Genomic DNA, 21,662 nt, shown 5'->3' on the forward strand with positions numbered 1-21,662 from the left:
AGACATCTTGTTTGCTAAGGCTATCGCTAAAAAGGACAAAACATGCCGACAGCAACATTAGTCAAAACAGAAGCTCACAGTGAAAACCAGAACTCTCTATTGGCCCGTATTCGCGAAGGTATTATCGGTAAAGACTGCCAAATCACCACACCATTTGGCCTAAGACAACTGACTTATGCTGACTACACCGCTTCTGGTCGCAGCCTAGATTTTATTGAAGACGCCATTCAACAGCATGTTCTGCCTTTTTACGCCAACACACATACAGAAGCGAATGCGACAGGTCAGCAAACCACAGCTTTTCGCGAGCAAGCTCGACATCAAATCCGCGCCGCCATCAATGCCAACAGTGAAGACCTCGTTATGTTTTGTGGCAGTGGTGCAACCAGCGCAGTCAGTACGCTTATCACTCAATTAGGCCTACGTAATTTATCGCCAGAAGAAAAATCCAACGTCTGTGTTTTCATTGGCCCATATGAACATCATTCCAATGAGCTACCTTGGCGCGAATTGGGCATCAATGTGATTCGAATCGCGGAAGCCAAAGAAGGCGATGTTTGCCTTAATGATTTAGAACGACAACTCCAAACTCATCAAGGAAAACGTCTCATTGGCAGTTTCAGTGCTGCTTCAAACGTCACTGGCATACTTTGTAAGCAAGACGATATTACTGCGCTTTTACATAGTTACAATGCGGTTTCTTTTTGGGACTTTGCTGCGGCGGCACCTTATGTTGAATTAGATATGAATCCACAAGCAGACCCAAAAATGGCGAAAGACGCGATGTTCTTTTCCACTCATAAATTTATTGGAGGACCTGGCACACCTGGCATTTTGGTTGTTAAGAGAGCCATTATCGAAAACCAAAAACCAAGTCTTGTTGGTGGTGGAACCGTCTCTTTTGTCACGCCTAACGATCATACCTTTTTACCTATTGGCGAGCGTCGAGAAGAAGGTGGAACACCGGGGATTGTTGAATCCATTCGTGCGGGCTTAGTCTTCCAACTTAAACAAGAAGTTGGCGCAAAAACGATAGAAACGCGCGAGCACGAATTGGTTGAAATGATAGACAAGAGATGGCGTAAGAATCCGCTAATTGAGCGTTTAGGTCACCAAGAAGCCATTCGTTTATCTATTACCGCATTTCGCATCAAAACGGATCATGGCTATTTGCACCACGGTTTTGTTACCGCCCTACTTAATGATCTATTTGGCGTACAAGTTCGCGGTGGCTGCTCATGCGCTGGTCCATATGGACATCAGCTATTAAACATTAATGAGCAAGAATCAAAACGCATTCAAGAAGCTATAAAGCAAGGCGAGAAATTGGTAAAACCAGGCTGGGTTCGTTTCAATCTAAATTACTTTTTAGAGGATACGGAAGCCAACTTCATTTTAGATTGCATTGATTTTGTGGCGGAATATGGTTTAACCATTTTGCCTTATTATGCTTACGACCAAGGCGCTGATTTATGGCATTTTCAGGGAAAAACCACCTTGCCAAGAGCGCTATCAGATTTGCTCTGGCAATCTCTAAAGCAATCTGAAAACACCCTAAATAACCAAGCAGAAAACAAAAAAGAAAGTGACAAGAGTCTCTACTTAAAGGAAGCATTAGACATTGTTCAACAATGCAAATCTGGCCAGTTCAGCATTCAAGAACAACCTTTTAATACAAACTTTAACGACCTAAAGCGTTTTGTATTGGCTCAAGATCTTCTATAAAAAGCGAGATACGATACAAGAATGAAAAACGCCAGAGGGGCAAAACCACTCTGGCGTTTTTCGTTAGCATTTGTTTCTTGTTGGAATAGCTAAGAAGACGAGCCTGATAAAGTGACCTGCATTTTTCGATAAGGAATATCACCTTTATAAAATCGCTCTCCCTGTGGTTGCATTCCAAATCGACGATAGAGTAACATGGCATTTTCTCTGGCATCACACCAAAACGTCTCGACTAAATGTTGCTCAAGGAACGAAATAATATGCTGTAATACAGCACTGCCAATGCCTTGTCCTTGATAGGCTTCCAACGTCGCAAACTTACGCAAACGGGCCGTCTTTCCATCAATAAAAATTGACGCCACACACACTAAATCTTGCCCAATAAAAACACCAAAGTGATGACCTGTTTCGTCGTCATCTACTCGGCATTCATCCTGAGTTTTGTTTGGCCATAATACTTGATGACGAATCGGCAAGGCTTGTTCAACAGTAACCTGAGAAATAGTCCAAGGGTTATTCTTTTCCAAAGAACTCCTGTACGCGGGTAAATTTTCCTTCATAGCTCTACTCATTTGCTTCAATCATGGCATAGATCTTTGTGGCTTTTTCAAAGTGATTAAGCTGATGTTTTTCGATCCACCAGCGAGCCACTTCCATCAATGCAACAGGATCGTCATTTTTATTCGCAAAAAAAGCATAAAACGAAACCTGAACGCCCTCGCCTTTTTGCTTTATTTTTTCTGCACATACCGACAGAATCTTGTCTCTCATTCCTATATTCATAAATTTTATCTCTTTTATTTCCAAGCTTTACGCGCGAATCATGTGCAGTACAAGCATGATAAAGAATACCTTTATGAGACTAAAGTCTGACTTCTTATTAATCGGACGCCTGCTAAATTAACTAGGCGTATAAAAATAATTATAAGGAGATCGACAATGTCAGATCATAACAATAATGCAGAAAAATACTGGCAAGCAAACTTACGGCTGATTCTAGGCAGCTTAGTGGTTTGGGCACTCGCCTCTTATGGCTGTGCCATCATACTTCGTCCTATGCTTTCGGGCATTATGATTGGAGGTGCTGATTTAGGCTTCTGGTTTGCTCAGCAAGGTTCCATCCTCGTATTCATCATTTTGACCTTCTTCTACGCTTGGAGAATGAACAAACTTGATGAAGAATTTGGCCTTCAGGAGTAAGTCGTATGGATCAGTTTACTATTAATCTACTTTTCGTCGGTGGCTCTTTTGCGCTTTATTTCGGCATTGCGATTTGGGCAAGAGCTGGATCAACAAAAGAATTCTATGTCGCTGGTGGCGGCGTTCACCCTGTCCTAAATGGTATGGCGACTGCCGCAGATTGGATGTCTGCCGCCTCCTTTATATCCATGGCCGGGCTCATTGCAGCAGGCGGTTACGCTAACTCAACCTATCTAATGGGTTGGACTGGCGGTTATGTTTTGCTTGCTATGCTATTAGCACCTTATTTGCGTAAATTCGGCAAATTTACTGTGCCAGATTTCATTGGCGATCGCTTCTACAGCAGCACCGCTCGCTTAGTTGCCGTGGCATGTTTGATCATTGCTTCAGTAACATACGTTATCGGTCAAATGACTGGTGCGGGCGTGGCTTTCTCTCGCTTCTTAGAAGTAGACAATAATACTGGTTTAATCATCGCTGCTGTTGTGGTGTTCTTCTACGCAGTATTGGGCGGCATGAAAGGTATTACCTATACTCAGGTTGCTCAGTATGTCGTATTGATCATCGCTTATACAATTCCAGCGGTTTTCATCTCCCTACAATTAACAGACTCTTTCATTCCTGCTATTGGTCTTTTCTCGACTCATGCTGAGTCTGGTGTGCCTTTATTGCAGAAACTGGATGAAGTGGTACGTGAACTTGGTTTCCAAGATTACACCGCCGATGTGGATAACAAGCTAAACATGATTCTGTTTACTCTATCCTTGATGATAGGTACTGCAGGCCTGCCACACGTTATCATTCGATTCTTCACAGTACCTAAAGTTGCTGACGCTCGTTGGTCTGCTGGTTGGGCGTTAGTATTCATCGCATTATTGTACCTAACAGCACCTGCTGTTGCGTCTATGGCTCGTTTGAATCTATTAACGACTATTTACCCATCTGGCCCAACGGAACAACCAATTGAATACGCTGAACGCCCTGATTGGGTTCAAACTTGGGAAACAACAGGTTTAATTAAGTTTGAAGACAAAAATGGTGACGGCCGAGTTCAGTTCTATAACGACGTTCCTGCTTTCCAAGAAGAAGCAACAGCTCGTGGTTGGGAAGGTAATGAATTAGTTGTTAACCGTGACATTCTAGTATTGGCTAACCCAGAAATTGCGAACTTACCAAGTTGGGTTATTGGTCTAATTGCAGCTGGTGGCCTTGCGGCTGCACTATCAACCGCAGCAGGCTTATTGCTCGCCATTTCTTCCGCAATCAGTCATGACTTAATAAAAGGCTCTATAAACCCCAATATCAGTGACAAAGGTGAGCTTAGGGTGGCAAGGGTCTCCATGTTCGTCGCCATCGCTGTCGCCACCTATTTGGGAATGAATCCTCCAGGCTTTGCAGCCCAAGTAGTTGCTTTGGCATTCGGTATCGCAGCGGCTTCTATCTTTCCTGCTTTGATGATGGGTATCTTCTCAAAACGTGTGAACAGCACAGGTGCGGTTGCCGGTATGCTTGCAGGTTTGATCTCCACCTTGGTTTATATCTTCCTATTCCTTGGTTGGTTCTTTATTCCTGGCACAGCATCTTTCGCCAACACACCAGATAACTGGTTGTTCGGTGTATCACCATTGTCATTCGGTGCCATTGGTGCGGTGATTAACTTCACGGTTGCGTTCGTTGTTTCTTCTATGACTGCGCCACCACCAAAAGAGATCCAAGATCTTGTTGAAAGTGTTCGTTACCCACAAGGTGCTGGCGGTGCGGTTGATCATTAATCAATGTTGATATTCACTAGTGCGAAAAAGCACTAGTACAACAACGTACTATCTGTAATGATCGAGCCTTCTACTCTTAGAACTAGAATGTAGAAGGCTCGATTCCTTAACACCTTTTCTAGTAAACAACCCTTAATTAAAAAAGAGAAGATTTATGATTTGGGAACTCATTGCGACGATTTTCGCCGGTGTCGGCGGCGCGGGTATTGCCCTACTAATCAGAAAACTATCTAAACAAATGACGCCAAAATGGTTAGTTCCTGCATTTGCAGGTATGGCTATGTTGGGGTTTCAAATACAAGGTGAATACGACTGGTACGATCATCAAACAAGCTTATTGCCTGATGGCGTTGTAGTTGTAAAAGCCGTTGAGGAAGAAGCACCATGGCGACCTTGGAGCTATGTGTTCCCTCAAACAATGCGATTCATTGCTGCGGATGTAGCAAACTCTGCGAAGAATAAAATTGATCCGAGCTTGGTTCTTGTAGATTTATACTTTTTTGAACGACGCAGCCTAGCGAAACGAGTACCTCAAATCATTGACTGCGTAAACGAAGCAAGAACAGACTTTACACAGAGCTTCAGCGCATCTACACATAATTCAGCGACTTCAGGCAACCCTGTTGACTCATCAACTAATTGGTTCCCTCTAGAAAGCAACGACCCTTTAATTACCGCACTATGCAGTTAATCATTTATAACTATTATTTTGTATTCTTATCGTCCTAAAGCCAACCGTTCTAGGGCGATTTTCTTTTCAACCGACACAAAGAAAGCAAACCTTCAAAGTTGTTTATTACCTCAATGACCTTTGATCTCTTCGTGGTTAAGAAATAGCACTTCTGAACAAAAGGTTAGTTTTTTTCATCTATAACGGTATTTTTTATCGTTTGTCATCATTCCTAGTGGCGCCTATTATTTAACCATCGAAAGGCAAAAAAATTTAACCAAAACCACTAGGAGCACATTATGAAAAACACTCAATCAATCATTGTACTACTTGATGCAGTTGATACTTCACACATGACTGAAGCAGAGAAATATGCAATGTTCGCTAATGCAGAACGTGCTGAATATCTATCATCTGGTATCGTTTCTTTAGCAAAATCAATCAAGAAAGTTTTCGCTAACCTTAAGACTAACTTGAACCCACGCACTCTTAAGCACGCATAATATTATTAGCAATACTGAGTATCTGTTGGTTTAAGATCAACAAACTAGCTCACTCCAATGGAATGGTCGCGAGAATAAAAATATCAGCGCACCACCCATCCATTTTTTCCCTTCTACTTTTCTAATCCTTCATCTTTATTCTTCTGCTTACAAAAAGCATGGATTTCCTGTTCCCAATCTTTCTTGAACCCCAGTAAAAACAAAGCTTCAACCACAACAAATAACGGCCCAATGACCAAGCCAATAATGTCATCAACAAATGCTGGTTTCTTACCTTCAAAATAATGGCCAATGAACTGGATTATCCATCCGACAACAAATAAGCTGATGCCTACACTTAACCAGATGCCTGTTTCTTGTGATGCAATATAGCTTGAAAACCATAAAGACAGTCCTAGAAGAAACACCATCAGCAAGCCAACAACTTTGTCTAAAGATAAGTAAAATATTCCAGATATCATGGCGGCTATCAAAGCGGGTGTAAGCTCTATGCCAAAAACAGAGAATAGCGGACGAGATAACAAGACCGTAATCGCCACCAAAATCATTGGAATTCCTATAAAATGGGTCACGATATTTTTACGATTTTGATGATAGAAAGCGTATTGTGATAGATATTCAAGTATGGTTTTCATTTTGACCTTCTTATTTTTATTATTTTAGACATAATTAAAATGCATTTCTAAAGAGAGTAATAAATCACTCTATGCATATCAATATTTTTAAATTAACAACGCAATCTAGTTGGGAAGTACATGATGCTGAAATGGCACTGCAAATTATTTGACGAACTATCTCTACATGAGCTCTACGATTTACTGAAAATACGTACTGATATATTTGTTGTAGAACAAAATTGCCCTTATCCGGAGCTAGACAATATCGACAAACATTCTGAAACCAAGCATTTGTTCGCCTTGGACAAAGACAAGCCTGTCGCTTACGCCAGAATAATCGCGCCAGAGATTAGCTACCCGTCACACTCAAGTATTGGTCGAGTGCTTGTAGTTGAAGAACACAGACAATATAAAATTGGTCATGAGCTTATTAATCAAGCTATAGACGTTTGCCGCAATACATGGCCAACAAACTCGATCAAAATAGGGGCGCAATCACGTCTTGAAAACTTTTATCAATCTCATGGCTTTATGACGTCATCTGTGCCTTACATGGAAGATGGGATAGAACACATATCTATGATACTGGCTGTTTCAAGTGAGAAAGGTGATTAAGTAGAGTGGCAGTCTTTGATATGTAGAAGCCCAGCGCACTGGAAATCAAAGCTTCTACATATAAAGATCATTTTAATTAGTGCATTACTTTAAGGTCATAAAAGGTAGCCTGAGCATAATCATCCGGCTCACCTGATTTATTTTGATTATACACACCAGCTTTGAAATACATGTACTGACCACCTTCATCGTAACCGCTGTCGCTCATATCAGTCACTTTCACAATATCGGCTTTGCCTGGGCGCATAATGGTCACTGTTAGCTTATTACCAACAACGTCAATTCGATAACTGAATTTCTCATCTAGAGCAACGCCATCTTTTGGGTTCTCTGCTCTATCACTTCGACTACCAATCATCTCAACATACACTTCTTCGTTCACTCTAGGCTCATGGGCATAATAAATAGAACCAAGTGTGTTACCAGGCAGTTTACGATAGTAAATACGTACAGGCTCATCATCATTCGCATGGATTTGACCAATGATTACTCGACCAATCTGATACGCTTTGCCTGTTGTTGTGACATGGTTAACAGCAAGAGTGGCTTCCATAGAACCATCCACGGCACCTGCATTCTCTAGGTCTTTTTCTGGCGCAGTTGAAAACACCCAATTGTTACCCGTCACGCCTTTTGTTTTATGACTTGTGTCTCCGCGACGAATCATTTCACGCAATTCAGAGCGAGTGTAAGTTGTATTTTTGGAGGTTTTAGCCCCCTTTACCGGTGACTTAAATACCATACCGCCGTCGTCATTGAGGTAGAAAAAATCAGATGATACATAGCCCGCATTCAACTGTTTCTCTTTAATTTGATCAGACTTACCATTACCGTCCTCGTCTACTGGAACACTAAGCGTCCAACCCAACAAATCAAACTTGGTTGATGGCGCTTCTGCAGCGATCACAGCATTACTGGATACAACAGACAGCAACAGTAAACTCTTAATTAAAAGACCCTTTTTCATGTTTACCTCAAATTTTATATTTTTTAACCAAATCCCTGATTATTTCAGGCGTTCATTCCAAACCTGATTGGCAGCTTGATGAAGTAAACTGTGTCGCCAAGCTACTTTTTCCTCCTGCCTATCGTACCCTCCACCGATAACACAAGCGGTTGGAATATTAAGAGTCATGCAAGCATTAATAACATACTTGTCTCTTTCTAGAATACCGTTGTCCGTTAAATTCACGTACCCAAGTCGATCATCTTGATGAACATCGACACCCGCATCGTAGAAAACAAAATCCGGTTGGTGCTCTTGCAAAATATTAGGGAGCGTCTTTTTAAGAATATCTAAGTAGTCCGAATCTCCTGCTCCTTTTGGAATCGGTATGTTTATCCCCGCTGTTTTTTTAATCGCTGGGTAGTTTTCCTCACAATGCCAAGACACAGGAATAATGTCCTCTCGCCCTTCACAAAAAGCAATCGTTCCATCACCTTGATGAACATCGCAATCAAGTATCAGCACTTTCTTGGCTTTATTTGTAGTAACCAAATTAAAGGCAGCAACAGCAAGATCATTAAAGATACAAAAACCTGAACCTGAGGCAGGATGAGCATGATGCGTTCCTCCCGCAAGATGGCACGCAAGGCCGTATTGAAGAGCAAGCTCGCTTGTCAGCAAGGTTCCAGAAACAGCACGCAAAGTACGCTCAACCAACCATTCGGACCAAGGTAAACCAATTTCCTTGACCTCTAACGGCGTAAGCTCTCCTCGAATGAAACGCTGAACATAGCCAGAGTCGTGGGCTTGCATCAAGGTCGTAAGTGAAAGTGGCTCTGGGGTGTATTCATTTTCATTGGTTAAAATACCTTGCTCACGCAAAGTTTCAGCCAGAAAACGAAACTTAGACATAGGAAACCTGTGGCCAGCTGGAAAAGGAATACTGTAGTGCGGATGAAACACAAGAGGCAATAATCGGTTATTCATATTAAAGAAAGGCCAACTGCATATTATCGGCTTTTCGCCACTAGGGCTTTACGCATTGCAGAGTTAAAAGACTGAATAAGATGAGGTGGAAATGCTTTACCACTTTCTAAATTCACCATTTGAATGGCTCGCATAGCACTTTTATTGTATTCCTTGCCAGATTTCCCCCAAACGATATCAAGAAACATAACCGCCATAGAGATAATAAATGCGCCCTGTGGAATTAAAGAACCAATTAAACCATCTGGTGAACCAGTACCATCAAATCGCTCTTTATGATGCTTGACCATTAAAGCGGCCTCTTCCCAGCCTTCATGCTTGGCTAGCAATTGAGCACCAACCATAGGATGATTCAACTGGGCATGCTTCTTCGCTTCTTCGTCATCATCACTGCAATTCAGAATTTGAGCCTTTCCCATATTATGCATGTAAGCCGCAGCGCTTAATTGCGCAGGATCAACAAGGTCAACACATTCAGAATTAATCAACTGACATAGCTTAAGAATTCTCTCGCTTCTTTCATTAGAAAAGCCAAGCAATCGATTCAATTTCTGGCTAAAGCCTGAAAATAAATCAATGTCTGCTTGCTGACTTTCAGAGTATTCAACCTTGATGATGAGTGACTGAGATTCCGACTCTTCTTCCTCTTCATCAACCTCTTGATCACATTTCTTCAACAGACTCACCGTCAAGGACAAACGCTTAGCTTCATCTTCTTCTTTGTAAATAGCGTCCAAGCCTGTCTGCAAAATGTCTCGCACTTCGCTTTCCGCTACATGAAACTGATAAATTTCTTTTAAAAGGACAAAAACTTTTTCAATCACACATTGAATCAATTCACCTAAATGAATGTGGTACTGAATATAGCCGCCTCTCATGCCGTCAACGATTTCTTCTAATCTATGTAAAACATCAACTAAGGGGTCTAAAAAACACACTGAACAGTTCCCCTTCATGCTATGAAGAGATCGAAATAATTGGTCTAGCTTATCAAACGAAAAACCGTCTTTGTCGATCGCAATGAGGATATCTTCTATCTCTTCTTGTGCTTCTACATAGCATTCCAGCAAATCATCTTTTAGTTCTTTCTCTAATCCCGAAAATTCTTTACACGCAAAGTGACTCATATTTACGATCCATTAGGACAACGAATATTTCCTCAAAATATTGAGACTATTTTTTAAAAGTATCAGGTAACTTTAAGGCAATCCGTAAAAATTTAATACCTCTTTATACCAGTAGATAAAATTCTCATAATCGTTAATATATTGTATGTTTTTCAATCAGATTAGATCATTATGACAAACTATTGGATCATGAAATCTGAGCCAGATGCTTTTTCCATTGATGACTTGAAGCGTTTGAAGAGTTCATCATGGGATGGCGTGCGAAACTATCAGGCTCGAAACTTCATGAAAGAAATGAAAGTGGGCGATCTAGTATTTTTTTACCACTCAAGTTGCTCACCAGCAGGCATTGTTGGTATTGCAAAAGTATGTAAAGAAGCTTACCCCGACTATACCAGTTGGGATAGAAACAGTCCGTATTTTGATAAAAGATCGACCGAAGAAAAACCACTTTGGTTCATGGTTGATATTGAGTTTAATCAGAAGTGGTCGAAAATGATCACTCTTGCAGAGCTCAAAAAATCACCAGACCTGCAAAATATGGCGTTGGTAAGGAAAGGCAATAGACTTTCTGTTATGCCCGTTACAAAAAATGAATGGGAACACATAACGTTAATATTAAAAAGATCTGCTAGCATACAGCAAACTGCCTATAATATACTTCTTGAAGATATGAATGCAGCCTGAATTTTCTTTAAGGAATTCAAAGTTACGGTAACTATAATTGCAGATTGCCTCGGCCCTAAGCAGTCGTGAATATATAAGTTGGGCATGGAGAGAATAATGAAAAAGCTCATATTAGCGTCATCACTTCTATTACCTACATTTCCTGTTCATGCAATTGAAAGTTTACCATGGACTCAAGCTTCTTTAGCTTATACTAGAGTAACACCCTCTATTTCTGATTCAGCTTATACAAAAGCAACACCTTCTGCTTCATACAATCTTCATGGAGTATCTTTTATAGGTACTAACTTACTAGACGAGAATGCTTTTGTTACAGGACGTCTCGAGTCAACATCGAAGACCGGCGGTGCTACTGCGGCAGAATTCATGAGATTGTCACTCGGAGTGGGTTATCGCCAAAGTATTCTAGATACTATAAACATATTCGGCAAAGCTTCTTATGAAAGCAATTATTTTAAAGAGTCATCATCAGAAAGCATAAGTAACTACGGTTATGGCTTAGAAGGAGGGGCTCGTTTTTTGATAGCGCAAAGGCTAGAGCTAGGAGCCTCATTATCTAGAATCACTTTTGCAGGCGTATCAGAAGCCGCACTTAATCTAAGTGCGGCTTTTCATATATCAAACCATCACTCTATCGGTTTATTTAACTCAAGATATGAAGACGCTTCTTATACTGACTTAAGATGGACTTATTCTTTTTAAGTATCTTACAAGTAGCTAGCTCTCTACGCTATGTCAAACAAGCTTAACAAAAGCAAAGAGAGCGACTTTCTATTTATAAGCACTTATTAAGACACAGCATCATTTACTTGACGTTAAAAATTTCAATATCTTAATGAAACTCTTTTTCTCGCTGTTGCAAAGAGACATTATGGTCAAAGTAGTATTGGAGGATAACGCCTAAGTAATCATAGTCTTCGCCTGTTCTGAATATAATTCCAACGCTTCCCTTCTGCTCATATTTCTTGGGTTGGTAGTAGGTTTCTAGACGCCAACCTATGTTCTCTTCACCGTATTCTTCTCTGTAGAAGGAGATACGCTGATCTTCATTGATATAATAACCAGCCCCAAAACGAGAGCTTGTTACATTGCTTAGTGTCAATTCGTTGGAAATATAATGAGCCGACAAAGAGAAGTCATCGATAAATAGCTCCCCAATAACCTGCCCCATTAATTCTCGCTCAACATCTAAGCTTTCATCCATGGGCTCTAACTCGCTAAAACCTAAGCCAAAGCCTATTCGTCCATAACGATTACTCAAAAACCAATTGGAAGACAGTTCAGATTGCGCAAAATTTTCTTCAGTTGAACCTGTGATCAAGTAGTTACTATTTAACAGCACTTGCGTGGATATATGTTCCGCCACTGGCATATTAATAGCGAAATCTATGTTCACCAGCGAGTCATTATCTAATACGCCATAACCTAGACCAAACACAAAGTTAGGGTGTTCTACTTCTGCATAAAGAGGGCGAGCAATAGCACCTACACAGATCAAAAACCTCAACACAGAAGCACGAAAATAAGTTTTCAAAACATCTCCAAAACCAATCCATTAGTTCAACTATTCTGACCTCTCTTGATTAAAAGCTCCAGTCAGAAAAAGCATGACTCTCTCACGTTACTTTTTTTACTTAAAAACACAGGGAATTCATAACAGCTCTGGGCTTCCAGAGCAAAGCCCAATATAATAACCCCAAAGTCGATTAGACGAACTCTTTTTAGGTTTATAGGTTACATGGCAAAGAAACTTTTTATCCAAACTCATGGCTGTCAAATGAACGAATACGATTCTTCTCGTATGGCAGATCTACTTGGCGAAAGCCATGAAATGGAACTCACAGACAACGCAGACGAAGCAGACGTACTGCTTCTAAATACCTGTTCCATTCGTGAAAAAGCACAGGACAAGGTATATCACCAACTTGGACGCTGGAAAAAGCTAAAGCAGAAAAATCCAGACCTTGTAATTGGTGTTGGTGGCTGTGTTGCAAGCCAAGAAGGCGACGCAATACGCAAGCGAGCTAAACACGTAGACATGATTTTTGGACCTCAAACACTGCATAAGCTGCCTGAAATGGTCAATGCAGCAGGTAGCCAAATTCCAATTACCGACGTCACTTTCCCGGAAATTGAGAAATTCGACCACCTTCCTGCGCCTCGCGTAGAAGGCGCGGAAGCTTTTGTTTCCATTATGGAAGGTTGCAGTAAATACTGTACTTTCTGTGTCGTACCTTACACTCGCGGTGAAGAAGTTAGCCGACCATTCGATAGCATTCTTGTCGAAGTGGCTCAATTGGCCGAACAAGGTGTACGCGAAATCCATTTATTAGGACAAAATGTCAACGCATATCGTGGTGAGTCGCCTGAAGGCGATGAAACGGATCTTGCTGATATTATTCACGCGGTTGCACAAATTGATGGTATCGAACGTATTCGCTTTACAACGTCTCACCCAGTTGAGTTCACGGACAGCCTTATTGAAGCCTTCCGCACTGAACCTAAACTGGTAAGCCACTTACACTTGCCAGTTCAAAGTGGTGCTGACAACATTTTAAGTGCGATGAAACGTGGGCACGATCGTCAATACTACATTGATAAGATCAACCGCATTAAAGAAGCTCGCCCTGGTATCAGTTTGTCTTCTGACTTCATTATCGGTTTCCCTGGCGAAACGGATGACGACTTCGTTGATACTATGAACCTCATTCAAGAAATTGGCTTTGATCACTCTTTCAGCTTTGTTTATAGCCAGCGCCCTGGCACTCCGGCGTCTGATTTAGAAGACGATACACCAGAAGATGTTAAGAAAGAGCGCCTTTCTATTCTACAACGCCGTATCAGTCAGCAAGCTTATGACATTAGCTTAGCCATGGTTGGTGAAGTGAAACGTATTCTGGTCAGTGGTTATTCACCTCGTGATCCAGGACAGCTTCAAGGTCGAACAGAGAATAATCGAATTGTGAACTTCCGCGCATTCGATCCTCAATTGATTGGCAAATTTGCGGATGTCGTTATCACAGATGCTTACCCTAATTCTCTGCTTGGTGAATTAGTTGGCTCTGAACTCGACACTGACTTTGTACTTCAATAAGCTTTACATTGAAAAGCTTTTTACTCAAATAGACAAAGGCAAACCTTGGAAATTACACAGACAACTCAACAAACTCGTCTAACTCCAGCCAATGCTGATGCTTTGGCTGGTCTTTGTGGTCAGCTCGATGAAAATATCAAGCTAATAGAAAAACGCTTGGATATTTCTATTCAATATCGAGCAGACCTCTTTAGTATTTCTGGCGACGACTCAGAGCACGTAGCCGCAGCTAAGATGCTTCTTGAAAATCTTTACCGAGAAGCCCTTGCCAGCAAACAAATTTCGCCTGAAACCATTCACTTGTACCTTCAAGAGTCGGCTATTGAGTCTCTTACTAGCAGCAAAAGAGAGAGAAATGATCAGGTTGTGATCAAAACTCGCAAAGCTTACATCAAGCCAAAAGGCGCAAACCAGCAGGGCTATGTTAAGCAAATTCGCCAACACGATATTAACTTTGGTATCGGTCCAGCAGGAACAGGAAAAACCTACTTAGCCGTTGCTTGTGCCGTTGAAGCCTTAGAAGCAGATCGAGTTGAGCGTATCATGTTGGTTCGACCTGCGGTTGAAGCAGGCGAGAAACTGGGCTTTTTACCGGGCGATTTATCACAAAAAATTGACCCTTATCTACGCCCTCTTTACGATGCTTTATATGAAATGCTTGGCTTTGAGCTAGTCGACAAGTTGATTGAAAAAAATGTCATCGAGATTGCTCCTCTTGCCTTTATGCGCGGACGTACACTGAATAACGCTTTTATTATTCTCGACGAAAGTCAGAACACCACACGAGAGCAAATGAAGATGTTCCTCACTCGTATCGGTTTCGGTTCAACCGCTGTGATTACGGGTGATACGACACAGGTTGATTTACCTCGTGGTACGTCTTCTGGTTTGGCTCACGCCATGCATGTTTTGAAAGGCGTGAATGGCATTAGCATGGCTATGTTCAATTCTTCAGATGTGGTTCGTCATCCAATTGTTCAACGCATTGTTGAAGCTTATGATCGTTTTGATATCGAAGAAGAAGCCGAAAAGAAAGCTCGTAATGAAGCTCGCCGCGCAGCCCAAGCTGAGCAGATATCCAGCGACAAAACTACAGGTAAAGAGTAATGGCTCACTTGGATTTAGACCTACAAATAGCGACTGATGCTGTAGACAACTTGCCAAGTGAAGCTGATTTCAGACTCTGGGTAGAAAAAGCACTACCAACCTCTGGTGATGAATTTGAAGTAACCATTCGCATTGTCGATGAAGAAGAAAGTCACGCACTCAATCATGAATATAGAGGCAAGGACAAGCCGACAAATGTGCTTTCTTTTCCATTTGAAGCACCACCTGGGCTAGAGCTCCCATTATTAGGCGACCTAGTCATTTGTACTCAAGTTGTCGAAAAAGAAGCAAAAGAACAACAAAAACCCTTACTTCATCATTGGGCACATATGACTGTTCATGGTATCTTGCATTTACGCGGCTATGACCATATAAATGATGATGAAGCAGAAGAAATGGAATCAATAGAGACCGAGCTGTTAGCGTCTCTGTCCATTTCCGACCCCTATTTGATAAAAGAGTGAGTTAACACCCTAATGAGCGATGACCGATCGAGTTTACCTAACGATCAACAAAAATCTTGGTTTGAGCGTTTAACGCAAGCCTTCAATGATGAACCACGCAGCCGAGGCGATATCGTTAAATTGCTAGAAGCCGCTGTAAAATCCGACATTATAGATAAAGATGCTTTCACTATTGTTGAAGGTGCTTTAGAAGTATCGGAAGTGCAAGCACGTGACATCATGATTCCACCCTCACAAATGGTCGTCATTAAGTCTGAGGATGATCCAAAAACGTCGATTCGAAAAGTAATCGATTCCTCCCATTCTCGCTTCCCTGTTGTCGGGGAAGATTCAGACGAAATACTCGGTGTATTACTAGCGAAAGACTTACTTCCTTTATTGTTCAAAGAAGAAGGCATTTCAAACGAAGACATTCTTGCTCGTTTGCGCCCTGCCAATTTCATTCCTGAAAGTAAACGCCTTAATGTTTTGCTTAACGATTTCAGAACCAAGCGCAATCATATGGCATTAGTGCTAGATGAATATGGCAGCGTATCTGGTTTGGTTACCATTGAAGACGTACTTGAACAAATCGTCGGTGAAATTGAAGATGAAACCGATAAGCACGAAGATGAAAGTATTCAGATAACAGGCGAGCCAGGAGTATATTTGGTTCCTGCTCTTTGTAGCATAGAAGACTTCAATGAGTTCTTTAAAGTCGAACTTAACGAAGAAGAGTTCGATACTGTTGGCGGTATTTTGGTTCAACAATTTGGCCATGTACCATTGCGAGATGAAGAACTGATTTTTAACGGTTTCCATTTCCGTATCGTTAAATCCGATGGACGACGAATCAAAACGATTCAAGTTTCAAAACCAACACGAGAAACCTCAGAATAATATGTCAACTCCCCACCCCGACTTAACAAATCACAAGACGGGGCGGGAGTCTCGTCTTCTTAAATTACTTAATCAAGCATCTCCTAAAGTAACCATTCTAATCGGCCTTATTGCGGGTGCATTAGGTGTCACTAGTTTCGCGCCTTTTCACTTTTGGCCAGGTTACTTTATTAGCCTAATCGCCTTTACGCTATTCATCTTAAGCAGCCCGACGGCCAAAATCGCCAGTCAACGTGGCGCATCCGTTGCCTTAGGTTTTTTTGGTGCTGGGGTTTCATGGGTTTACGTCAGTATTGCCGAATATGGTCAGGTGGGCGTTATTATTGCCGCTATGATCACACTGGCTTTTGTCTCTGTACTTTGCCTATTTTGGGCTTTTTCAGCATGGCTATCTTGGCGCTTAATTAACAAGTTCTCTCAGTTACCAACCAGCCTTTGGGTCACTCTCGCACTACTCTTAGGCGAATTTGCTAGAAGCACTCTCTTCACTGGCTTCCCTTGGCTGCTGCCGGGTTATGCGATTGAAAATACTTGGTTGTTTGAATTGCTTCCTATCGGCGGCATCTGGCTATCAAGCGCTGTTGTAATTTTAACAGCCAGCACTATTGCCAGTTTATTGTTGAAAAAATCCAATCACATAGCCCCAGCGCTAACGGTTCTTGTTGTTTGGGCTGGAGCCGCATTTTTAAGTTACTTTCCTGTCTCCTGGGTAGAAGAAACTGGCTCATTAAAAGCCACCTTGGTTCAAGGAAATGTGAAACAGGACGAGAAATGGCTTGCCCACATGGCAGGAAAATCACTTACTGAGTACCAGCAAGCCACAATGGAACACCTAGACAGTGATCTTGTAGTTTGGCCAGAAACCGCCATTACTTATGCTTATGCACAAATAAGACCTCACTTATCTTCGTTCAGCCAAGAACTTGCAGACAGCAACACGACTTTGATCACTGGTGTTCCTGATGTCAGCGATGATGGAAAAGATTACTACAATGCTATTTGGGCAACAGGCAATGGCTTTGGGCTTTATTACAAACAAAGACTCGTGCCATTTGGTGAATACACACCTCTCGGTGACTACATTGGTCCTTTGCTTGATATTTTCCAAATGCCAATTTCCAATTTCAAATCAGGTGACGATAATCAACCCGTTTTGCAAGCTGGAGAATGGGGAATTGCGCCTTTTATCTGCTATGAAATTGTCTATGCCGAGCAAGTACGGCGCATGGTAAGAGACAGCGACTTTTTAATCACCATCAGTAACGATGGCTGGTTCGGCACTTCTTTTGGCCCTTGGCAACATCTACAAATCGCACAATTTAGAGCTAAAGAAGCAGGTCGCTACTTGATTCGAGCAACTAATACAGGCGTCACTGCGTTTATTAACGAAAAAGGGGAAATTGTTGCTCAAGCGCCACAATTTAAGCAAACCACACTCACCGCTGAAGCAAAAGCTTTTACAGGTATAACACCTTATGTCAGCCTTGGTTATTGGCCGACCTTGATCTTATTGGCATTCTGCGCTGTATTTTCCTATTTAAGTGGTTTGCTCATTAAGCGAAAAAATAACTGATCATGTGAAAAAGAGCGAGCCACTCCCCTTACACACTCGCTCCTATTTATTGGCTATGTGTCGACATCAATCCGTAATGACATATTTCACAAGGCGTTAGTGCCTGCTTGCTTTCTAATACATTGTCATGACCACAAGACATACAATGATACGTTCCGGACTCGACAACACTACCGGCAACATGACATTGCTCTAGTGGCACAGGATTATTATTAACATGATTGATCAACCACAATAGCGCAGCGTCTTCTTTTTCATCCAGCTCCTCAATTAATTCATGCCCTTCGTCCAAAACAAGATGCCAATTTGCATCAACCCAAGCTTCGGTATAGCCCATTTTGTCGTGCCAATAAGCGCTCATCAAAGCAACATCTTCCAACAACCAATCTTTCGCACCTTGCAATGTTTTACGCGCTTCTTCCACTAAATTAGAACTCTTAATGGATTTTGGTAAATCTTTTTTCATTGATTTCATAACTCCTCCTCCATGCACCTTCTAATTAAGGCTTCATCTCTATAAAATAGCGTATATTTTTTAACTCTGTTGGCCATTTCAGCATTATCTTGCGCTATGTCGCTATAATGCTTCCGCTTTATCAAAAGAGAATATGGGTCTGCCAACCTCACGTCGATCATGGGATACGATTACATCATGCAAGAACAATATAATCCGCAGCAAATTGAACAAATTGCACAATCTTTTTGGGACGAAAACAAAGTCTTCAAAGCCGTCGCTGACTCTAGTAAAGAGAAGTTCTACTGCCTTTCCATGTTCCCTTACCCAAGCGGCCGACTTCACATGGGCCATGTTCGTAACTACACCATTGGCGATGTAATCTCTCGCTATCAGCGCATGCAAGGTAAAAACGTTCTACAACCAATGGGTTGGGATGCGTTTGGTCTGCCAGCAGAAAACGCAGCCATTAAAAACAAAACCGCACCAGCCAAATGGACAATGGAAAACGTTGCCTACATGAAAGGCCAACTAAAAGAGCTTGGCTTTGGCTACGACTGGGATCGTGAAATTGCCACTTGCACACCTGAATACTACAAGTGGGAACAATGGTTCTTCACTCAATTAGTTGAAAAAGGTTTGGCTTACAAAAAGACTGCAGCTGTAAACTGGGATCCAATCGATCAGACAGTATTAGCCAATGAACAAGTTATTGATGGTCGCGGCTGGCGCTCTGGCGCTTTGGTTGAACGTAAAGAGATTTCTCAATGGTTTATCCGCATCACAGATTACGCAGAAGAGCTATTAAACGATCTTGATCAGTTAGATGGCTGGCCTGAAAATGTTAAAGCCATGCAACGTAACTGGATTGGTCGTTCTGAAGGTCTAGAATTCAGCTTCGAAGTAAAAGGTAAAGAAGATCGCTTGTCTGTTTACACAACTCGCCCAGACACCATCATGGGCGTGACTTATGTGGCTGTTGCGACTCAGCACCCATTGTCTTTAGAAGCTGCTGAAAAGAACCCTGAATTAGCTACTTTCGTTGAAGAATGCAAACTAATCTCTACAACAGAAGCTGATTTGGCCACTGTTGAAAAGAAAGGTATGGACACTGGTTTTAAAGCCGTTCACCCAATTACAGGTGACGTGGTGCCAGTTTATGCAGCCAACTTTGTCTTGATGGACTACGGCTCAGGCGCGGTAATGTCTGTTCCTGCCCACGATCAACGTGACTTCGAATTCGCTAAAAAATACGACTTGGAAATCAAACAAGTTATTCAACCAGCGAGTGAAGAAGCAATTGATTTAGACAAAGCCGCATTCACTGAAAAAGGCATCTTATGTAATTCTGGTGAATTTGATGGTTTGGCTTTTAAAGAAGCATTCGATGCTATCTCAGCTTGGATGACAGAGCGCAAAATTGGTGAAGTCAAAGTCAACTACCGCCTTCGTGATTGGGGTGTTAGCCGCCAACGTTACTGGGGAACGCCAATCCCAACCATCAACCTAAAAGATGGTTCTGTGGTTCCTGTTCCAGCCGATCAACTGCCTGTTGAATTGCCAACAGACGTTGTGATGGATGGTGTTAATTCACCCATCAAAAACAACCCTGACTTCTCTAACATCATATTCAACGGTGAAGAAGCCGAACGCGAAACCGATACTTTCGATACCTTTATGGAATCTTCTTGGTACTTCGCGCGCTACTGCTGCCCAGACTCAACGGATGCGATGTTAACCGAAGAAGCAAACTACTGGCTTCCAGTAGACCAATATGTTGGTGGTGTAGAGCATGCCATTCTTCACCTTTTGTACTCGCGTTTCTTCCATAAGCTGCTTCGCGATGCAGGCTTGGTGAACTCTGATGAACCATTCAAACGCTTGTTGACTCAAGGCATGGTAAACAAAGACGGCACCAAGATGTCGAAATCGAAAGGCAACACGGTCGATCCTCAAGAAATGATCGAGCAATATGGTGCAGACACAGTTCGTTTGTTCATCATGTTTACCGCACCGCCAGAGCAATCCCTTGAATGGAATGACGCTGGTGTTGATGGCGCTTCTCGCTTCTTGCGTCGCCTATGGGCGCTTTCATACCGTCACGTTAATGCAGGTAAAGTTGGCAAACTGGACATTGAAGCTCTTAATGGCGCACAAAAAGCATTGCGTCGTAAAACACACGAAACCATCCAAAAAGTGACTGATGATATTGAACGTCGCCAAACCTTTAATACCGCCATTGCTGCTGTCATGGAGCTTTGCAACGAGATCAGTAAGTTTGAAGATCAATCTGAACTTGGTCTTGCGGTAGAACGTGAAGCATTAGAGGCAGCAACCTTGTTGTTGTCTCCTATTGTTCCACACATCGCTCACCAACTTTGGACAGACCTTGGCCATACTGACAATGTCGTTGATACGCCATGGCCGACATTGGACGAAGCCGCGTTAGTTAAAGATGAGCTAACCATTGTGGTTCAAGTACTTGGTAAAAAACGTGCAGAGTTAACCGTTTCAGCCAGTGCCGATGCGAAAACCATCGAAGCTGAAGCACTTGCTCACCCGAATGTTGCCAAGTTTCTTGAAGGCAAAACGGTTCGCAAAGTCATTGTTGTTCCTGGCCGTTTGGTAAATATCGTTGCCAACTAATAGGAAATAAAACAAGGGGTAACTTAAGTTACCCCTTCTTTCTTACAACACAATACAGAAGGGAATATGAAAGCCACATTCATACACACTACTCGCTATTTCTTATTCGCGATATTGGCGATGAGCCTGACTGCTTGCGGCTTCCATTTACGCGGCCAAGTAGACCTTCCAATCTCTCTTAAGACGTTAACTTTAACGTCAGAAAGTGGCTCAGATGAATTTGATCGAGCTTTGCGTATTGCGTTAGTAAAAGCTGGCGTTGTCATCCTTGAAGAAAGTAACGCAAACAAAAATACATTTAATCTGAAAGTGAACAAAATCACCTCCTCAGATACAGACTTAGCCTACGACTCGTCAAATGATGTAACACAGGTTCAACGACGTTTAAGCAGTTATTACTTTATTCGTCAGGCTGATGGAAAATCACTCTATGGCCCAAGGCAAATCAGCACTAGCAGAGTATTAGAAAACCAAGATAGCTCAGCAAGTACCGCTTTGTCTTATAACACGTCGCAGATGAAAGCCATGTACACTAATCTGGCGGCGCAATTAGTCAGTGATTTGAATTACGCTCCGCTATAAGCAAATCGCTTTTA

At 42.0% G+C, this 21,662-nt stretch carries 23 protein-coding genes; 15 read left to right on the top strand and 8 right to left on the bottom strand.

Annotation, left to right across the window (positions count from 1 at the left end):
- The first annotated feature begins 42 nt into the window (after window positions 1-42).
- Entirely contained in the window at window positions 43-1,725 is a 1,683-nt protein-coding gene (locus tag ACMUMQ_RS05015) for an aminotransferase class V-fold PLP-dependent enzyme (protein ID WP_414680912.1), read from the top strand.
- A gap of 89 nt (window positions 1,726-1,814) precedes the next feature.
- On the opposite strand, the gene ACMUMQ_RS05020 is transcribed toward ACMUMQ_RS05015, so the two are convergent.
- Both ACMUMQ_RS05020 and ACMUMQ_RS05025 read right to left on the bottom strand, forming a co-directional pair.
- Window positions 1,815-2,252 carry a GNAT family N-acetyltransferase gene (locus tag ACMUMQ_RS05020; protein WP_414680913.1) on the bottom strand — a complete coding sequence of 146 codons (438 nt, stop codon included), beginning with the start codon at window positions 2,250-2,252 and terminating at the stop codon, window positions 1,815-1,817.
- A gap of 37 nt (window positions 2,253-2,289) precedes the next feature.
- Window positions 2,290-2,508 carry a DUF6500 family protein gene (locus ACMUMQ_RS05025; RefSeq protein ID WP_414680914.1) on the bottom strand — a complete coding sequence of 73 codons (219 nt, stop codon included), beginning with the start codon at window positions 2,506-2,508 and terminating at the stop codon, window positions 2,290-2,292.
- A 156-nt stretch (window positions 2,509-2,664) separates the two neighbouring features.
- Here ACMUMQ_RS05025 and ACMUMQ_RS05030 point away from each other — a divergent pair, with 156 nt between their 5' ends.
- The 4 genes from ACMUMQ_RS05030 (at window position 2,665) to ACMUMQ_RS05045 (ending at window position 5,870) form a co-directional block, all read left to right on the top strand.
- Complete coding sequence (locus tag ACMUMQ_RS05030) at window positions 2,665-2,925, top strand: DUF4212 domain-containing protein (protein WP_036160285.1); 261 nt, start codon at window positions 2,665-2,667, stop codon at window positions 2,923-2,925.
- Window positions 2,926-2,930: 5 nt separating this feature from the next.
- Window positions 2,931-4,697 carry a sodium:solute symporter family protein gene (locus tag ACMUMQ_RS05035; RefSeq protein WP_414680915.1) on the top strand — a complete coding sequence of 589 codons (1,767 nt, stop codon included), beginning with the start codon at window positions 2,931-2,933 and terminating at the stop codon, window positions 4,695-4,697.
- A gap of 154 nt (window positions 4,698-4,851) precedes the next feature.
- Window positions 4,852-5,388, top strand: coding sequence for a hypothetical protein (locus tag ACMUMQ_RS05040; RefSeq protein WP_414680917.1), 537 nt, complete (start codon window positions 4,852-4,854; stop codon window positions 5,386-5,388).
- A 278-nt stretch (window positions 5,389-5,666) separates the two neighbouring features.
- A complete protein-coding gene (locus ACMUMQ_RS05045) occupies window positions 5,667-5,870 on the top strand; it encodes a hypothetical protein (protein WP_317004412.1) in 204 nt (67 codons plus the stop codon).
- A 113-nt stretch (window positions 5,871-5,983) separates the two neighbouring features.
- Here ACMUMQ_RS05045 and ACMUMQ_RS05050 read toward each other — a convergent pair whose 3' ends face one another.
- Window positions 5,984-6,505, bottom strand: a complete 522-nt coding sequence (locus ACMUMQ_RS05050) for an Mpo1 family 2-hydroxy fatty acid dioxygenase (protein WP_414680918.1) — start codon at window positions 6,503-6,505, stop codon at window positions 5,984-5,986.
- 120 nt (window positions 6,506-6,625) lie between these two features.
- On the opposite strand from ACMUMQ_RS05050, the gene ACMUMQ_RS05055 reads away from it, so the two are divergent.
- Window positions 6,626-7,102 carry a GNAT family N-acetyltransferase gene (locus ACMUMQ_RS05055; protein WP_414680919.1) on the top strand — a complete coding sequence of 159 codons (477 nt, stop codon included), beginning with the start codon at window positions 6,626-6,628 and terminating at the stop codon, window positions 7,100-7,102.
- Between the two features lie 76 nt (window positions 7,103-7,178).
- Here ACMUMQ_RS05055 and ACMUMQ_RS05060 read toward each other — a convergent pair whose 3' ends face one another.
- The 3 genes from ACMUMQ_RS05060 to ACMUMQ_RS05070 are packed head-to-tail and all read right to left on the bottom strand — an operon-like array spanning window position 7,179 to window position 10,162.
- Window positions 7,179-8,069, bottom strand: coding sequence for a polysaccharide lyase family 7 protein (locus tag ACMUMQ_RS05060; RefSeq protein WP_414680920.1), 891 nt, complete (start codon window positions 8,067-8,069; stop codon window positions 7,179-7,181).
- 39 nt (window positions 8,070-8,108) lie between these two features.
- Window positions 8,109-9,035 (bottom strand): histone deacetylase family protein, encoded by a 927-nt coding sequence (locus ACMUMQ_RS05065; protein WP_414680921.1) that lies wholly within the window; start codon window positions 9,033-9,035, stop codon window positions 8,109-8,111.
- A 23-nt stretch (window positions 9,036-9,058) separates the two neighbouring features.
- The gene (locus tag ACMUMQ_RS05070) at window positions 9,059-10,162 is read right to left on the bottom strand and encodes an HD domain-containing phosphohydrolase (protein ID WP_414680922.1); all 1,104 of its coding nucleotides are present in this window, start codon (window positions 10,160-10,162) and stop codon (window positions 9,059-9,061) included.
- A 189-nt stretch (window positions 10,163-10,351) separates the two neighbouring features.
- Between ACMUMQ_RS05070 and ACMUMQ_RS05075 the strand changes: the two genes are divergently transcribed.
- A complete protein-coding gene (locus ACMUMQ_RS05075) occupies window positions 10,352-10,849 on the top strand; it encodes an EVE domain-containing protein (protein WP_414680923.1) in 498 nt (165 codons plus the stop codon).
- A gap of 96 nt (window positions 10,850-10,945) precedes the next feature.
- Window positions 10,946-11,551: an outer membrane beta-barrel protein gene (locus ACMUMQ_RS05080; RefSeq protein ID WP_414680924.1), complete on the top strand. Its 606-nt coding sequence runs from the start codon at window positions 10,946-10,948 to the stop codon at window positions 11,549-11,551.
- 130 nt (window positions 11,552-11,681) lie between these two features.
- Here ACMUMQ_RS05080 and ACMUMQ_RS05085 read toward each other — a convergent pair whose 3' ends face one another.
- Window positions 11,682-12,383 (bottom strand): hypothetical protein, encoded by a 702-nt coding sequence (locus ACMUMQ_RS05085; protein ID WP_414680925.1) that lies wholly within the window; start codon window positions 12,381-12,383, stop codon window positions 11,682-11,684.
- A 204-nt stretch (window positions 12,384-12,587) separates the two neighbouring features.
- Between ACMUMQ_RS05085 and miaB the strand changes: the two genes are divergently transcribed.
- From miaB to lnt, 5 genes are read left to right on the top strand one after another with little or no spacing between them, the layout of a single operon-like run.
- The gene (gene miaB, locus ACMUMQ_RS05090) at window positions 12,588-13,943 is read left to right on the top strand and encodes a tRNA (N6-isopentenyl adenosine(37)-C2)-methylthiotransferase MiaB (protein ID WP_414680926.1); all 1,356 of its coding nucleotides are present in this window, start codon (window positions 12,588-12,590) and stop codon (window positions 13,941-13,943) included.
- 45 nt (window positions 13,944-13,988) lie between these two features.
- Window positions 13,989-15,050 (top strand): PhoH family protein, encoded by a 1,062-nt coding sequence (locus ACMUMQ_RS05095; RefSeq protein WP_414680927.1) that lies wholly within the window; start codon window positions 13,989-13,991, stop codon window positions 15,048-15,050.
- Complete coding sequence (gene ybeY / locus ACMUMQ_RS05100; RefSeq protein WP_414680928.1) at window positions 15,050-15,514, top strand: rRNA maturation RNase YbeY; 465 nt, start codon at window positions 15,050-15,052, stop codon at window positions 15,512-15,514. The genes ACMUMQ_RS05095 and ybeY overlap by 1 nt, the downstream gene beginning before the upstream one ends.
- 12 nt (window positions 15,515-15,526) lie before the next feature.
- Window positions 15,527-16,393, top strand: a complete 867-nt coding sequence (locus tag ACMUMQ_RS05105) for a CorC family transporter (protein ID WP_414680929.1) — start codon at window positions 15,527-15,529, stop codon at window positions 16,391-16,393.
- 1 nt (window position 16,394) lies between these two features.
- Window positions 16,395-17,966: an apolipoprotein N-acyltransferase gene (gene lnt / locus ACMUMQ_RS05110; protein WP_414680930.1), complete on the top strand. Its 1,572-nt coding sequence runs from the start codon at window positions 16,395-16,397 to the stop codon at window positions 17,964-17,966.
- Window positions 17,967-18,012: 46 nt separating this feature from the next.
- Here the strand turns inward: lnt and ACMUMQ_RS05115 are convergent, their stop codons facing one another.
- The gene (locus tag ACMUMQ_RS05115; protein WP_414680931.1) at window positions 18,013-18,441 is read right to left on the bottom strand and encodes a zinc ribbon-containing protein; all 429 of its coding nucleotides are present in this window, start codon (window positions 18,439-18,441) and stop codon (window positions 18,013-18,015) included.
- A gap of 177 nt (window positions 18,442-18,618) precedes the next feature.
- On the opposite strand from ACMUMQ_RS05115, the gene leuS reads away from it, so the two are divergent.
- A complete protein-coding gene (leuS, locus tag ACMUMQ_RS05120) occupies window positions 18,619-21,066 on the top strand; it encodes a leucine--tRNA ligase (protein ID WP_414680932.1) in 2,448 nt (815 codons plus the stop codon).
- Between the two features lie 66 nt (window positions 21,067-21,132).
- Window positions 21,133-21,648, top strand: a complete 516-nt coding sequence (locus ACMUMQ_RS05125; RefSeq protein ID WP_414680933.1) for an LPS-assembly lipoprotein LptE — start codon at window positions 21,133-21,135, stop codon at window positions 21,646-21,648.
- Window positions 21,649-21,662 lie beyond the last annotated feature (14 nt).

This window comes from Marinomonas algae, from assembly GCF_047525555.1.
In the GTDB taxonomy this organism is placed as follows: Bacteria; Pseudomonadota; Gammaproteobacteria; order Pseudomonadales; family Marinomonadaceae; genus Marinomonas.

Excerpts from the sequence above, each read along its gene's own strand:
- ACMUMQ_RS05015 (WP_414680912.1), top strand. The coding sequence starts at position 43 with ATGCCGACAGCAACATTAGTCAAAACAGAAGCTCACAGTGAAAACCAG.
- ACMUMQ_RS05025 (WP_414680914.1), bottom strand. The coding sequence starts at position 2,508 with ATGAATATAGGAATGAGAGACAAGATTCTGTCGGTATGTGCAGAAAAA.
- ACMUMQ_RS05030 (WP_036160285.1), top strand. The coding sequence starts at position 2,665 with ATGTCAGATCATAACAATAATGCAGAAAAATACTGGCAAGCAAACTTA.
- ACMUMQ_RS05035 (WP_414680915.1), top strand. The coding sequence starts at position 2,931 with ATGGATCAGTTTACTATTAATCTACTTTTCGTCGGTGGCTCTTTTGCG.
- ACMUMQ_RS05040 (WP_414680917.1), top strand. The coding sequence starts at position 4,852 with ATGATTTGGGAACTCATTGCGACGATTTTCGCCGGTGTCGGCGGCGCG.
- ACMUMQ_RS05045 (WP_317004412.1), top strand. The coding sequence starts at position 5,667 with ATGAAAAACACTCAATCAATCATTGTACTACTTGATGCAGTTGATACT.
- ACMUMQ_RS05050 (WP_414680918.1), bottom strand. The coding sequence starts at position 6,505 with ATGAAAACCATACTTGAATATCTATCACAATACGCTTTCTATCATCAA.
- ACMUMQ_RS05055 (WP_414680919.1), top strand. The coding sequence starts at position 6,626 with ATGATGCTGAAATGGCACTGCAAATTATTTGACGAACTATCTCTACAT.
- ACMUMQ_RS05060 (WP_414680920.1), bottom strand. The coding sequence starts at position 8,069 with ATGAAAAAGGGTCTTTTAATTAAGAGTTTACTGTTGCTGTCTGTTGTA.
- ACMUMQ_RS05065 (WP_414680921.1), bottom strand. The coding sequence starts at position 9,035 with ATGAATAACCGATTATTGCCTCTTGTGTTTCATCCGCACTACAGTATT.
- ACMUMQ_RS05070 (WP_414680922.1), bottom strand. The coding sequence starts at position 10,162 with ATGAGTCACTTTGCGTGTAAAGAATTTTCGGGATTAGAGAAAGAACTA.
- ACMUMQ_RS05075 (WP_414680923.1), top strand. The coding sequence starts at position 10,352 with ATGAAATCTGAGCCAGATGCTTTTTCCATTGATGACTTGAAGCGTTTG.
- ACMUMQ_RS05080 (WP_414680924.1), top strand. The coding sequence starts at position 10,946 with ATGAAAAAGCTCATATTAGCGTCATCACTTCTATTACCTACATTTCCT.
- miaB (WP_414680926.1), top strand. The coding sequence starts at position 12,588 with ATGGCAAAGAAACTTTTTATCCAAACTCATGGCTGTCAAATGAACGAA.
- ybeY (WP_414680928.1), top strand. The coding sequence starts at position 15,050 with ATGGCTCACTTGGATTTAGACCTACAAATAGCGACTGATGCTGTAGAC.
- ACMUMQ_RS05105 (WP_414680929.1), top strand. The coding sequence starts at position 15,527 with ATGAGCGATGACCGATCGAGTTTACCTAACGATCAACAAAAATCTTGG.
- lnt (WP_414680930.1), top strand. The coding sequence starts at position 16,395 with ATGTCAACTCCCCACCCCGACTTAACAAATCACAAGACGGGGCGGGAG.
- ACMUMQ_RS05115 (WP_414680931.1), bottom strand. The coding sequence starts at position 18,441 with ATGAAATCAATGAAAAAAGATTTACCAAAATCCATTAAGAGTTCTAAT.
- leuS (WP_414680932.1), top strand. The coding sequence starts at position 18,619 with ATGCAAGAACAATATAATCCGCAGCAAATTGAACAAATTGCACAATCT.
- ACMUMQ_RS05125 (WP_414680933.1), top strand. The coding sequence starts at position 21,133 with ATGAAAGCCACATTCATACACACTACTCGCTATTTCTTATTCGCGATA.